Raw genomic sequence first — 12469 nt, 5'->3', positions numbered from 1 at the left:
CCTTTACAAATCAGGCACTTAGCGAATAGCTATAGTGCCTTTTTTGTGCCTGATTGGGCTTGATTGGCTGGGTTATGCCAGCTTAATGACAGCATTTCCACACGCCGGAGCGTTGGCTATTGGCAAGCTTCGACCGCTGCTTCTAGCCGCTTCTCGTACCCTTTCCGCTGCAGCCGTTCGGCGCGCAGCGCGCGCATCTGCTCGGCAATCGAGGCGCCGATGGGCAGCGAGTCGACCGCGAACGCAGGGCGCTGAACGCGCTCGGTCTTGCACGGCACCTGCACCGGCACCTCGACGCGCACCAACTGAGGCTCGGGTGGTTCTGCCACATGGCCAGCGCAACCAGCCAGCAGCAGAGCCAGGACAATCAGCACTCCCCTCATAGCCCACGCTCCCGTTTCAGTTCATCGTCGAAAGCTGCCGAGGCAGCTGCGCAGGCGTCGGCTCCGGCCGGCGTGCGCTCTTGCATCACTGCCAGAGCCTGACGGTCTGCCAGTTGCGCCTCGCCCTCGGCCTGCTGCTGCACCTCGCGCGCATGAGTGCCGCGCTCCAGCTCAGCCGCGCGCAGGGCGGCCAGCGCGCCGTTCTGCTCGATCACCTGGCCGAGCAAGTTCGTGCGTGTGTTGCGACAAGCTCCAAGCTTGCCGGCGTCATCGATGCGCGCGTCACGCTCGGCGCTCAGATCGCCCTGCAGGCTGTTGATGCGAATCTGCTGCCCACCGGCTTCAACAGCCAGAGCGAGCGCGCACCAGGCCCAGGTCGGCACCACTGAAAGCCAGTTCACGCCGGCACCTGCACGCGCTCTTTCACCCAGCCATACAGGAATGTTCGCTGGGTGCGGTTAGCTTCGGTCAACTCCAGATAGCGGTTGCCCTGGGTCGAGTTCAGGCCGCGCAGCAGCACGCTCTCACCCTCGCGGCCGCGCTTGGCCAGGAAGCGTTTGAGGGCATCGATGCTCAGCAAGCCCAGGCGCCCATCGACGAACAGATCCTGATAGCCGCTATCCGGCAAATTGAAACCATTGAGCCAGCGCTGCAGATACTCGGCTGCCCGCGAAGGCCCCATGTTTACGCCAGTGTCGATCACCTCCAGCCCGATACTGGCGTTTACAGCCACCACCTGGTCGAACCTCGGTTCAGTCACGTAGCGCTTGAGGTAGATGGACTCTGCTACGCTGCGCGGCATTTCGCGCATGTCGCCCTGGTAGTCGTTTGCTCGAGCAACTGCGACGGTGATGCCATACATCGTCTCGCCGCCACGGTCGTGCGGGTTATTGCTGTAGCCGCCCTCGGCCCGGATCACCTCGGCGATGATCCTTGTGATTGCTGGGTTCATGATTTTCTCCAGGCACAAAAAAGCCCGCGCGCGGCGGGCATGAAGGGGAACTCAGTAATGTTGATAGGCGCTTTCCGCCCCTACATCAGCAGCGGATGCCAGCCAGGGGCGATGGAGTCGATCGTGCCGACCATGAGGTACGCGAGAGCGAGAGCGGCGGCGCAGAGCATGAGGGCAGTTTTCACAGAGTCCGTTCCGGTCTAGGCCGCATCCTGCGGCAGTGATTACAGTCTGCCACTATCCGCCCAACTGGAGCAACCCTAGCGCATGTAGCGGCCTGCCCCGCCAATCCGCACGCCGCCCCACATCAGCCAGGCTCGCCAGCGCGCGATCCCGCTCGAGCGCAGCGCCTCATGAAACACCTGGTCGGCATCGGCGCGGCTCAGCGCGCCGGACGTATAAAGCCAGTCATGGATGACGGCCGCTGCATGGCCATAGCTTCCCAGCAGCGCGAACGTTAGCGGCCAGCGTGGCACCGAAGCGAAGTCAGTTTCGAACCCGGCCGGAACCGTGATCAGCCCATGCCCAGGCGCCAAATACGAAAATGGCGCCAGTAGGCGCCATGTTTCTCGGTCGGGCTGCAGTTCTACCTGCAGCGATTGCACGTATCTGTTCATTCCCCCTCTCCATAAAGCAAAATGCCCGCTCATCGGCGGGCATACGAACGTCATAAAAATAAGCTAGAACTACTTGGGCACGACCCGGTCAGAGAATTTGCGCGGTGATGGCAGTCTGTTGTCATTGCGCTATCGTGCGAAACGCGATGCAAAAAAAAGGCGGCCAATCATGGAGAGAGGCCGACCCAAATCAACACGTAACTAAAGGGTCGTCCTAACCACACAGGTTCGTACCCAATGGTGTGAGATAGTTCACAAGACTGTCGACCGCCTGTCGGGCTAGCCGGGCTTTCCGGCTAGCTCGGCCATCCCTCTTCCAGCATCTCGACCTCAATTATTCCCTCGCTCAATGCGGCCAGCAGTTCGGCCTCGCGGTCGAAACAAGACTGCACGTGCGCGCGCACCGCCCGAGCAACAGCTAGCACCTGGTCGGCGCCCAGCTCAACGAACCCTGCCGGCGTTTTCCACTGCATCACGTAATCAGGATCCAGCATGGCCTCCAGCGCCGCGCCGTTAATCAGCAGCTTGCTGCGGTCGTCGGTGTCGACGTGCATGCCCTCGATATCGATACCAGCTATCTCAGCCTGATATCGGCGAGCAGCGATCAGCGCAGGCCAATCGACTGCCATGGGCTCAGGCTCAGAGAAATCCTCGTCGCCTAGGTGCAGCCAGCCGGCTTGAACAGGACTGCCTTCCGGCAACTCAATCAGAACGATGTTTGGTGCGAATTCTGGGCGCTCCGCATACTCGGGCGTGCTGTGGACGATGCCGGCGACGATCAGTGCGAACTTCATCATGCGAACTCCATCCATTCAACCAGAAGTGCGCCAGGTGCGCCCGCGCCGGAAGTCGCAATAGCACTACCGGAGCCGCCCGCACCGTAACCTTGCGCCGGGGTCACGTTGTTATTGCTGAGGCCGCCACCCACCATAGTTGCGTCCAATATTAAGCCACCGCCCCCACAGCCCAGCGATGAGGTTATGTTTGCAATTACGCGACCGCCGTAACCTAGAGGGGTATCGGCACCGTTCATCGTCGAAAGATTGTCGCCCCGACCGCCAGGAGCACCCAGTGGCATCGGCCCGCCAGTAGTGCCACGATTGACGCCCCCCAGCAGAGTTAGGAGCGCGCCGAAAGACGTAGGAGTACCGTGATTCGGCTGACCACCTACTACTGACGGAGCCCCTCCCACGCCGATTGTCACGGGCACCGACGTTGTTTCGCCGATATCGATGGGCAGTTTGATCGCGTACTGCCCGCCATCACCGCCGAAAATTGCAGACGGAGTGCCTGAGGTGCTACGTCCAGACGCACCACCACCGATACCGGTCAAGAAGACCGTGTTGCCGGCCATGCGGGCCGGGCGCTGCCAAGTCATGTTCGCGGTGATCAGTTGGCGCTTCAGAACCAGACCGCCGCCGAGCAACGAGCTCAAATTGATCATTGCATTACCTCCAAGCCGTAGGTGGGGCCCGTGTATTTGAGGGTGATGGTGATATTTGGCTTGTCGATCAAGATAAATCCGCCCGAAGCCTGGCCCTTTACCGGGATCGCGCCGACAGCAATTCGATGGTCACGCCGTGCCGTCAGGTTGCCGATCATGAACAGTTGCCCTTCCAGCGGATCGGCCGGCAGCGTGACCGTAACGGCCGCAGCCGTTGCGGTGATCTGCGCGAAGTCGAGCGGGCCGATAGCGGCGTCGGCATTCACTGCCACATTGCGAAAGTTACCAATTGAGTCGTTGAGGGAGCTGCGCACCTGCGTTCCGTTGATCGCGGTGTCGTCGATCGCATCTCCGATAACGATGGCCTGAGCCTCGTCCCTGAACTGCCTGGCCTCATCCCGGAACCCCTCGCTCTCTCCTCGAAACTGCTCTGCTTGATCGCGAGCCTGTCCGGCCGCCGTCGCCGCACCCGAAGCCACTCCGGCACTGGCCGAAGCATTTCCTTCGCTGGTCGCGGCTGCCTCAGCTGATTCTTGGGCCGCTTGCTTGTGGTTGCTCGCTTCGCCTGCTGAAGTCTGCGCAGCCTGGGCGTTCTGCCCCGACTCAAGAGCAGCACTGTTTATGCTCTCGACAGCGCTGTTGATGCCGGGGATGGTCTCGGCATTCAGCTGCAGAACGAGGTTGTATTCTGCCGTGACCGTGGCGTCAGCCATGTCCGGCCAATCCTGCTCCGGAGTCGCCTGGGTCGGCGGCACCGGCAAGGGATTAAGAGTTGGGATCGCCATTACTCCAGGCTCCTGACTTCTAGGTTCATGGTTGAAAATGCTGGATTCGAGATGACCACCGGGTAGCTTTTCAGCCAGCCGAGCGCAATGGTTGCTTCGATGTGCGCAGCGCCAACGAATAGCGTCGGCTCATCACGAACACTGTCGAGAAAGCGCACCACGCCACTCATGGCGTCGGTCTCAACCTGCACATCGAACTCATTCGTTCGGCGCGATCCTCGCGAAATGATGGTCACGTTGCCGAAGTCGTCTTCCACTGTGCGCGAGTAGCTGACGTAGCTCAGGCCCGATCCGTAGACTGCGACGCCCAGGTCGCGCATCGCGCCGATCACGAGCGTCCCGATTCGAGCAGTGCCATTCGGATAGTTGGCAATCACCCGGACATCGGCATTGCCATAGGCCGGCAGGTCAAAGGTGGCGATGTTGGTCTGCACCGTGAACGGGTTGAACCAGTGCTGATACCAGTTGCGCACCGGCTCGCGCATGATCATGTTGAACGTGCGGTTGTAGACCTCGCCCTGACCCGGCACAGTCATGATGACCTGAACGCTAGTGGCGCTCACTCCGACCAAGCCAATCGAGTTCACGACTGTCCCCGGCCGCACTGTCACGTCCACTGACTCGGGGTTTTCAGTGGCCTGGCCGATCAGCCACTTGTTCCCCGACTTCTTGTTGAACATCTTCCAGCGATTAGCCCAGCCGATCAGCAGCCAGCGTGGCACTGCAGTGTTGCCCTGACCGGGCGGTGTTGCCCCCCAATCCCCGGCGAGTAGCAGTTCATAGACCATCCGCTGGTAAATCACCTGCTGGCCTGCCGTGCCGACCTGGGACGCAACCCATTCGGGCGCATCGTCCAGCGGCACGTTCGTGCTGATCAGTTTCAGAGGGTCAATCTGAACGGGTTTTACTGCTCTCATGCCAGCACCGCTCCCTCTTCGATGTTGCGCAGCGATTCGGACGTGCGCCCGGTGTTTTTGGTGATCTGGTAGAGGTAGCCCTTGAGGTCAGCGAGTTCCTTGCGCATTGCACGCATCTCTGCCGCGTTCTCGCCGCCACCCTTCAACATTGCCGCCGTATCAGCAGCGCTGTAGATGCGAGAAGGCCCGGTTACCTCCAGCTCCGGCCCGTTCTCGCCGACCAGACGCAGTCCGCCACTGTGCATGCCGCCAGTTGCAAACGCCGGCACGCCGGTCGCGGCCTGCCATTTGAGGCGCTCAATCTGCCGCTCAATGGATTTAGCGTCCGATGCAGGGTCATAGGCGGCCGCGCCGGCAGCTAGCTTCAGCGCCCGCACAAGATCGGTGTATGTCTGACCGTTAGCGAGCGCCTCTTGCCAATGCCTCTGGCCCTCAGAATCGGCCCCGCTACCCAGGATCGACTTGTACAGCTGATCAATCATCGCCGAGTTGCCGGTAGTTCCGGCCTGTGCGTTGATCGCGGCCGTTACGGCGGCGGACATCTGAGCAACAGCGGCAGCGACGGTCAGTACCGAGTTGTCGATCCCGTTGAGCGCATCGATCTGCGACTGAGCGGCGGCAAGCTCTTCGTCCAGCGCGGCAATGGCTGCGTCATACTCTTGCTGTAGCTGAGACGACACGCCGCTGATACCCGAACTGAGCGCCGATGCAGAAGCCTGTGCAGAGCGGGCGTTGGCCTGTAGTTGCTCGAGCAACTTCTCTCCGGCTGTCAGTTGTTTGCCGTTGATGCCCTGCAGCTCAGAGATCAGATTGGCGGTGCGCCCCTGCTCACGCTGGAAATCATTGAAAGAACCGTAAAGCGCCGGGTCCAGTTCGGACGCCTTAGCCAGCGCATCTTCCAGCCCCTCGAAACCAGCGATAGATTTGCCAGACCGGCCAGCCGTCAACGCAACGTTGAGCAGTTGCACCGCTGCAGAGCGCTGTGACTCAACGTACTCAGCGTTGTTGCCAAGCAGCCTATCCAGCGCCGAACCCAGTGCTTTATCGAGAGAGTGCAGGCTCTGCACAACCGACTGAGATGTGGCGACCATGTCAGCAAGCGAGCCGGCTCTCGCAGTCGCCGCAGCGGCCTGCGCTTGGCTCGCTGCCTGCTGCTGTTTGACTGCTTCATGATAATTGCGCGTCAGGCGGTCCCGCTCCACCGCGATTGATCGCTGCAGCTGTCCATAGGCTGAGTTGACGTTGCCCACCAGCAATTGCGCCTGAGCAGCCGCAGCTTGCGCAGCCTGCTGCTCAACGATGCTGAAATACTGCGCCGCCTGGCCGCTCAGCGCCATCAGCGTGGCGAACATCTGCTGCCCGGCCTCGGTGGTCAGGTCGATATCTTCGACCATCGCGCGGTAGGCTTCGCGAGACGCCGCCAACTCCACGTTTGCAGACTCGAAAGCCCGCTTGATGGAGTCGATGGTGTCGGCGGTCTTTTCCTCGGCGCTGAAAAAAGCGTCGTAGTAGGTAGCGGAGTTCGCTGCCAGCGCATCCAACCCACCAGCCGCCGCGGACAGTGCCTCAGCAAGCTTCCCGCCAGCCACGCTCGCGTCGTACATGCCAACGTCGAGGTAACGCAGCACTTCATTGACGCCCTGCAGGTTGGCGACGAACGCCTGCATGCCGGCGAAATCGTAGTCTAGGCCCGTGCCGAACACCGATTGCAGCTCAGCGGTCATCGAGTCGGCGACCTTGCCGAACCATTTGCCGATTGCTTCCTGAATTTCTTCCTCGGTTTTGCCTTGCGTACTGATTTGCTTGCGCGCCATGTTCAGTCCGGCAAGCGCATTATCTTCAATCGTGTAGCTCAGGCTCTCGAAAAGGGAGAAAACGCCGTCGGCAGTCGCCGCATAGGTTTCATCAAGCGCAGCCTGAACCTCTGGGTCAAGGTCGCGCCAGATCGTTTTCTTCTTGCTGCTGCTGAACAGTCCGCCCTTTTTCTTGCGGTATTCGAACCCTCCAGCGTCAAGCATGCCGTCATCAATACCGAGGCCGATTCCGTAGTCCTTAGTTTGCCAAGCTCCGCCGAAAAGCTTCTTATTGATGCCCCCCCACAGCGCCTGATGAAACGTAGAACCGGTGATCATTGCAGCAAGCTTGCCGCCCACAACCGGTTCAAGAATCGAATCCAGTCCCTTGTAAAACCCGCTCATGAGCGTTGGCGCGACGTTGCCGATCTTGCCTAGCGCATTGCCCTGAGTGCTGGCCCACATGTCGCTAGCAGATGGGCGAACGCCCTGGTCATAGAGCTTGCCCGATTGCCAAATGCCGGCGAGCACGGCCAGAGGCCAGGCAGAAGCCATGCCGCCCAGGCCCGAGAACATTCCACCACCCACAGCCCCAGTGCCTTGGCCTGCTGCCCAGCTTGCGTATGCTGAGCCGGTGTAGCCCGATGCAACGCTGCCAGCGGCCGACGACGCAGCAGCTCCAGAGCCCCCAATAAAGCCGCCCAGGTAGCTGCCTACGCCACCAAGCGCCCCGCCCATGCCGCCGCTTGCATAGCCACCTTGCAGGATCGGCAACAGGCTCTGCGCAGATCCATACATGCTGTAAAGGCTGTGCGCCTGATTTGCAGCCTGCAACGCGCCACCAATGCCGCCAGAGGCGCCCGATGCCGAGCGACCGCCGAGCAGCGAGCCCCAAATGCCGTTGTTGCCCTGGGTGCCGCCCCCGATGCCCATCGCCGCGCCGATCTGCATGATGATCGGCTTAGTGATGGCCATGTGTGCCAGCTCGGCGAGCATCTGCTTGAATGCGTTGGTGAGGCTGTCCCGGAACGAGCTGAACCCGTCACCGATGTTTCGCCAGGCGTCGGCAAAGGCCGAATCGACGCGCTCAAGGGAGGACTCGGTCCATTGCGTCCACTGGGTCGTGGCGCGGGTGTTTTGCTCGTACTCAGAATCGAGTTGGCGGAGACGCAGGCCGTACTCCTCGAAAGACAGCAGGTTATTATCCAACGCGTCCTTGAGCGCCTGTTTCTCGGCAGTCAGGCGCTTGGTCGCAGCGCGCACCGGGTCCAGGCGGTCGCGCACCGATTCCATCGCGTCATCGATACGCTTGATCGCCGCAGCCGCTTCGTCCGCGTCCTTGTTGTGCTTGTCCCAGATCGACTTATTCAGGTCGGCGTACAGGCCCTGGATGACCTTCTGGTATTGCTCGGTGGTGTATGTGCCGTCGCGCAGGGCTTTGTCAGCGAGCGCGACGGATTTTTCGTACTGAGCCTGGGCGCGAGCGGCCGGATCGTAACGGGCGATCAGGTCGTCGATGGCTTTGATCTGGGCGTCAGCGCGCTTCTTCGCTGCCTTTGCAGCTTGATCAGCTGCTTTCCGCTCTTCCTCAGTGAGCTGCTTAACAGCCGCAGTGCGCTCGGTGCTGATCTTGGTGTTGGCGTTGTGCTGCGCTAGATAAGCCTCGCCAGCAGCCTTGCCGGTAGCGAGCAGGGCGTCACGCTCTGCCAATATGACCTGAATGCTATCGTCGCGGGCGCTGTCGTTCGCCTGCATCTGAGCGCGGACGCTGTCGTAGGCTTGCGATGCTGCATCCAGACCGCTCGGCAGTGCTCTGAGATACGCCCCAGCAGCTTCAGCTTTGTTGACCACGCCGTCGATGAAGTGGGCAATCTCGACAACTGCGATCTGAACCGCAGCGCGCAGGTTTACCGGCATTTGCGAGAAAGCCTCGCCAATGGAGAACGAGCTGCCGGTCATGTCGCCGGTAAACTGGTTTACCTGATCACTAAGCGCTGATATCTCGCCAGAGATCACGCTGACCGCAGAAGTCCAGTTGGTGAATCCCTCAATGGCGCCGGCTACAAACTCACCATCTGCGAGCGTGTCGCTCAGGCCATTGATCATCTCTGCGAAGCCCGCAGTCGCACCCTGGGCCTCGTTGATCTCTCCCACTACGGAAGCAAAGTGATTACCCAACCGGGTCATCGCATCGCCAACGGTGGTTGGCATTTGCTCTGCCAGTTGCGCGTTTGCTTCACGCGCACCGATCATGGCCTTGACGAAAGTGTCCATGGACAGCTTGCCCGAGCTCGCCATCTGCTTGACGGCTGTCTCGGTTATGCCTAGGTGCTTGGCGATATCGGAGACCGCTGTCGGCATGGTGTCTAAAACGGCTTTCCACTCATCGCCTCGGACGACGCCGGTAACCATGCTTTTCGACAGCGCGTCGATAGCTCGGCGACCGCTGTCTGCGTTAGCAGCATTGATAGTCAGCGAGCTTGATGCGCTGTCGATGAAGTCGATCGTTTCGGCTGTGGAGTACCCAAGCTCTTTCATCGCCTTAGAGCTGCGAATGAATAGCTCTTGCTGCTCCTGGATCGGCTTGTACGTGCGGTCACTGATTTCCATCAGGCGCTTCTGCACGGCGTAGTACTCAGCCGTGTCAGCTGTCACCATCTTGATCCGGCTGGCCATCTGGCCATAGGCGTCGGCCTGCTTGATGACCGAGCCCAGCGCGCCTGCACCTGCAGCAATTGCTATCGCGCTGCGCATGATGTTCATGGCCGACTGTGCGCTTTTCCCGGCGCGGTCAAAGGCCGCATCGACGGACTTCATCCGTCCGTCCATCTTCTTGGTGAAGCCGCTAATGGCGCTCTCGCCCTGCGCCAGTTGGCGTCTCATCTGGGCTGTCGTGGCTTCAATCTGGATGAGAAGCCCGTTAACTTCTTGCGCCATTGCTTTTCTCCGGACAGCAAAAACCCGGCGCATGGCCGGGTTAGAGGCGTAAAAAAACCCGCGCTAGGCGGGTTCGCTATGATCGTTCGCTTGATTATTTACATGCGGCGTTCCAGGTCTCGTCGAAGATGTCCTGCGGTGCCTGCCCCTCAATGAGGGACATGTGGTCATTTGGCGCTACGTACCTGACAAATCCCGCAGACGCGCCATAGGCATTCTTCGCATTCACCTCGCCACAGTAGCCTTTGGCATTGCGGAATTCTGCTGATCCTTCATCACGCAACTGCGCTCTGATCCGCTCTTGCCCCTGGCGCTGCTTCCTGGCTTCGGCAAGCTCGGCGTCGCGCTGAGCAGACTTTTCATCTTTGGCGGTGTTGCCAGCGACTGGCGGGCTCTTGTCAGACACGCAAAATGCTATTCCGAAGGCAATGAAAGCTATCGTCACCAGCCACGTGAACCAACCGGTTTTGCCGCTTCTTTTCATCACTACCCCCTCCCTTAGAAAGGCCGAACTGTAGCAAAAGGCCAGAGGGGATGCTTAATACCGTGATAGGCGGAGCAGATACAGAAAGCCCCTCGCTGGGAGGGGCCTCGGCGAAAAGGTTAGGCAAACCTGGCAGGGTTCAAAACCTTGATAAGCTCACCCAAAATCGCTTCATACAGGTCTGCCTGCTCGGCCTCACCAAAGGATTCTGGAATCTTGACTATTCGCTTGCCCACCGACGTTCTAAGCTTGAACTCATAGCGCCCTTCTGTTTTCCGTACATTGATCTCTACGGCAAACCTTTCCTTGGGAAGGGAATCAGGATCTTCATCCACTACAACCGCTAAGGCAAATTCTAAGCCGTAGTCCTGATCCTCCAGCTGGTCAGCATTCCTAACCGCCTCGAAGCTTCCAAGTTCCGTCTTACCTATCTGCACATATGGCTTCTTCGAGCCGTCCCGATCAATGTAATAAGGCTGGTCCGGCGTCAGGTATTGGCTGAAGCCGCTGGAGATGATCTTCACTTTTGTTCCTAGATCGTCCCAGTACGAGTCTCGAGCAGCTCGGAATTTGCCGTACGCTGCTCGAAGATCTGAAAATTCGGTCACTTTTAGCACTCCGCGTCTTGATATCAGAATGCCCATAGTAAGTCCTCAGTTGATTTCAGTTAAAGGCTGAGGCTTGCCTGAAAGCCTCACACCCGCGCCACCCGCACATGTGCGTCATCAAGCCGCCGCGCAAGCTTCCATCGCGGCCTTCCTGCTCATGGCCGCTGCTCTGAAGCCAATGCGCGCATCTTTGGCGATCGCCTCTTTCGATTTCTTCTCGCCAGATCCAAACGGGTTCGTCGCCTGGATAAATTTGATCTTCGCCTCGTAGGCCAGCAGCAGCTCAGGAATCGGCGTGCTCCACGCTACACGCGGCTCCCAGCCCAGCCAGCCGGTGGCCAGTCCGAACATGTAGTCGACATAGCTACCATCTTTTACGGCACTGTCTTTGCCTTGGTCTTTTTTGTGTTTCCCGACTCTTCCTCGCCCTTCGCATCAGCGGGGTTCAGCAGTGCCACCACGAACGGGACGACCTGGGCTGTGACATCGGCCACACCAGCGGCGAATACTGCCTCCGGAACGTCGCGCGCTTCCTTGGTGGACAGGCTGGCACCGGCAACGATGACGTGACTGACTGCGTCGACGTTCATGCCGCGCAAGGCCTCCAGGGTGGGCAGGAGGCCGCCGAAGCGCTGCTCGATCATGCGCACTGCATGCAGGGTCGGCTCAAGTTCGTATTCAGTCTCGCCAACAGTCACGCTGATGGAGCCGTAAAGGGTTTTGCTGGTCATGGATTGTTTCCTCGAAGGGGGCAGCGCCGCCTGGTGACGGCGCTTGGGGGGGGGTGGCTTACGGCAGGACTTCGTAGATTTCGGAGTTGATGCCAACGGTGACGTTGCGGCGAACCACGTCTTCTGCGCCGCCTGGAGCCTTGCGGGAGCTCATGACCTTCGCCGCGAAGTAGTCGACCAAGCCGTCGACGTACTCAACCTTGATCGGGTAGTCGTACTGCGAACGGTCCTTCTGAGCGGCTACCAAGGCCAGCTGACCGGCGTCCGATGCGTCGAAGCCGATGGTCAGTTCAACGGTGCCGGCGTCTGCCAGACCTTTCAGGTGGCGCGTGCGAGAGTCGGACAGGGCCGCGAAGGTCACGTCGCCCACTTCGTCGCCGTAGTCGCCGATGTTCTCGAGCTCGCCGATTTCGATGTAGATGATGCCCGAGAGCAGCGTAATCGCGGCCTCTTCGGTATCGGGCAGATCAGCGGAAAGGCGCGGTCCGATGGATACTCGGGTACCGGCTGCGGTGTTAATTGCCATTCGGTAAATCCTCGTTTCGTATGCCGCAGCGCGGCGTTGGGTTTCTTGCGGGCATGAAAAAGCCCGCACAAGGCGGGCTCTCTCGTTGCTCTGGGGCTTATTGCTGGGTCATCACTCGAACGGTTACGCTGCCATGGTAGGTCAGCCCGTCGGCATCTCGGTTAGTGCTCATGCGCTCCACGCGGACATCGAACGCGGGACCGTCGGCGAGCGTCAGCGGACGGCCATCGAGCGAGGTTTCGATCGCGGCATTCAGGCGCTTGACCTCGGCGTGGCCGGGGTAATCGCTCCC

General features: G+C 60.1%; 15 protein-coding genes. All 15 read right to left on the bottom strand.

What is annotated here, in order from left to right; genetic code table 11:
- Nucleotides 1–116: 116 nt before the first annotated feature.
- A complete protein-coding gene (locus B3P22_RS10880) occupies nucleotides 117–383 on the bottom strand; it encodes a hypothetical protein (RefSeq protein WP_296270998.1) in 267 nt (88 codons plus the stop codon).
- The gene (locus B3P22_RS10875; protein WP_296270997.1) at nucleotides 380–784 is read right to left on the bottom strand and encodes a hypothetical protein; all 405 of its coding nucleotides are present in this window, start codon (nucleotides 782–784) and stop codon (nucleotides 380–382) included. The genes B3P22_RS10880 and B3P22_RS10875 overlap by 4 nt, the downstream gene beginning before the upstream one ends.
- Complete coding sequence (locus B3P22_RS10870) at nucleotides 781–1335, bottom strand: glycoside hydrolase family 108 protein (protein ID WP_296270996.1); 555 nt, start codon at nucleotides 1333–1335, stop codon at nucleotides 781–783. Before B3P22_RS10870 ends, B3P22_RS10875 begins: the two co-directional genes overlap by 4 nt.
- A 260-nt stretch (nucleotides 1336–1595) precedes the next feature.
- Nucleotides 1596–1952 (bottom strand): DUF1353 domain-containing protein, encoded by a 357-nt coding sequence (locus B3P22_RS10865; protein ID WP_296270995.1) that lies wholly within the window; start codon nucleotides 1950–1952, stop codon nucleotides 1596–1598.
- 296 nt (nucleotides 1953–2248) lie between these two features.
- Entirely contained in the window at nucleotides 2249–2749 is a 501-nt protein-coding gene (locus B3P22_RS10860; protein ID WP_296270994.1) for a DUF4376 domain-containing protein, read from the bottom strand.
- Nucleotides 2746–3396: a hypothetical protein gene (locus B3P22_RS10855; RefSeq protein WP_296270993.1), complete on the bottom strand. Its 651-nt coding sequence runs from the start codon at nucleotides 3394–3396 to the stop codon at nucleotides 2746–2748. Before B3P22_RS10855 ends, B3P22_RS10860 begins: the two co-directional genes overlap by 4 nt.
- Nucleotides 3393–4181 carry a hypothetical protein gene (locus tag B3P22_RS10850; RefSeq protein WP_296270992.1) on the bottom strand — a complete coding sequence of 263 codons (789 nt, stop codon included), beginning with the start codon at nucleotides 4179–4181 and terminating at the stop codon, nucleotides 3393–3395. Before B3P22_RS10850 ends, B3P22_RS10855 begins: the two co-directional genes overlap by 4 nt.
- The gene (locus B3P22_RS10845; RefSeq protein ID WP_296270991.1) at nucleotides 4181–5098 is read right to left on the bottom strand and encodes a hypothetical protein; all 918 of its coding nucleotides are present in this window, start codon (nucleotides 5096–5098) and stop codon (nucleotides 4181–4183) included. The genes B3P22_RS10850 and B3P22_RS10845 overlap by 1 nt, the downstream gene beginning before the upstream one ends.
- A complete protein-coding gene (locus tag B3P22_RS10840) occupies nucleotides 5095–9828 on the bottom strand; it encodes a tape measure protein (protein WP_296270990.1) in 4734 nt (1577 codons plus the stop codon). Before B3P22_RS10840 ends, B3P22_RS10845 begins: the two co-directional genes overlap by 4 nt.
- A gap of 94 nt (nucleotides 9829–9922) precedes the next feature.
- Nucleotides 9923–10312 (bottom strand): hypothetical protein, encoded by a 390-nt coding sequence (locus B3P22_RS10835; protein ID WP_296270989.1) that lies wholly within the window; start codon nucleotides 10310–10312, stop codon nucleotides 9923–9925.
- A 119-nt stretch (nucleotides 10313–10431) separates the two neighbouring features.
- Entirely contained in the window at nucleotides 10432–10836 is a 405-nt protein-coding gene (locus tag B3P22_RS10830; protein ID WP_296270988.1) for a hypothetical protein, read from the bottom strand.
- A gap of 201 nt (nucleotides 10837–11037) precedes the next feature.
- The gene (locus B3P22_RS10825; RefSeq protein ID WP_296270987.1) at nucleotides 11038–11271 is read right to left on the bottom strand and encodes a hypothetical protein; all 234 of its coding nucleotides are present in this window, start codon (nucleotides 11269–11271) and stop codon (nucleotides 11038–11040) included.
- A 23-nt stretch (nucleotides 11272–11294) separates the two neighbouring features.
- Nucleotides 11295–11651 carry a hypothetical protein gene (locus tag B3P22_RS10820; protein ID WP_296270986.1) on the bottom strand — a complete coding sequence of 119 codons (357 nt, stop codon included), beginning with the start codon at nucleotides 11649–11651 and terminating at the stop codon, nucleotides 11295–11297.
- 58 nt (nucleotides 11652–11709) lie between these two features.
- Nucleotides 11710–12177: a phage tail tube protein gene (locus tag B3P22_RS10815; RefSeq protein WP_296270985.1), complete on the bottom strand. Its 468-nt coding sequence runs from the start codon at nucleotides 12175–12177 to the stop codon at nucleotides 11710–11712.
- A gap of 97 nt (nucleotides 12178–12274) precedes the next feature.
- The coding region (gp17, locus tag B3P22_RS10810) for a tail completion protein gp17 (RefSeq protein ID WP_296270984.1) at nucleotides 12275–12469 on the bottom strand (195 nt) is incomplete at its 5' end.

The sequence above is a fragment of the Pseudomonas sp. UBA6323 genome (genome assembly GCF_002439135.1).
Taxonomy (GTDB): domain Bacteria; phylum Pseudomonadota; class Gammaproteobacteria; order Pseudomonadales; family Pseudomonadaceae; genus Aquipseudomonas.
Note: the sequence above shows the minus strand (reverse complement) of the source record. Positions and strands in the feature narration are given on the sequence as shown.

Coding starts and splice junctions, on each gene's coding strand:
- B3P22_RS10880 (WP_296270998.1), bottom strand. CDS start 383: ATGAGGGGAGTGCTGATTGTCCTGGCTCTGCTGCTGGCTGGTTGCGCT.
- B3P22_RS10870 (WP_296270996.1), bottom strand. CDS start 1,335: ATGAACCCAGCAATCACAAGGATCATCGCCGAGGTGATCCGGGCCGAG.
- B3P22_RS10865 (WP_296270995.1), bottom strand. CDS start 1,952: ATGAACAGATACGTGCAATCGCTGCAGGTAGAACTGCAGCCCGACCGA.
- B3P22_RS10860 (WP_296270994.1), bottom strand. CDS start 2,749: ATGATGAAGTTCGCACTGATCGTCGCCGGCATCGTCCACAGCACGCCC.
- B3P22_RS10855 (WP_296270993.1), bottom strand. CDS start 3,396: ATGATCAATTTGAGCTCGTTGCTCGGCGGCGGTCTGGTTCTGAAGCGC.
- B3P22_RS10850 (WP_296270992.1), bottom strand. CDS start 4,181: ATGGCGATCCCAACTCTTAATCCCTTGCCGGTGCCGCCGACCCAGGCG.
- B3P22_RS10845 (WP_296270991.1), bottom strand. CDS start 5,098: ATGAGAGCAGTAAAACCCGTTCAGATTGACCCTCTGAAACTGATCAGC.
- B3P22_RS10840 (WP_296270990.1), bottom strand. CDS start 9,828: ATGGCGCAAGAAGTTAACGGGCTTCTCATCCAGATTGAAGCCACGACA.
- B3P22_RS10835 (WP_296270989.1), bottom strand. CDS start 10,312: ATGAAAAGAAGCGGCAAAACCGGTTGGTTCACGTGGCTGGTGACGATA.
- B3P22_RS10825 (WP_296270987.1), bottom strand. CDS start 11,271: ATGTTCGGACTGGCCACCGGCTGGCTGGGCTGGGAGCCGCGTGTAGCG.
- B3P22_RS10820 (WP_296270986.1), bottom strand. CDS start 11,651: ATGACCAGCAAAACCCTTTACGGCTCCATCAGCGTGACTGTTGGCGAG.
- B3P22_RS10815 (WP_296270985.1), bottom strand. CDS start 12,177: ATGGCAATTAACACCGCAGCCGGTACCCGAGTATCCATCGGACCGCGC.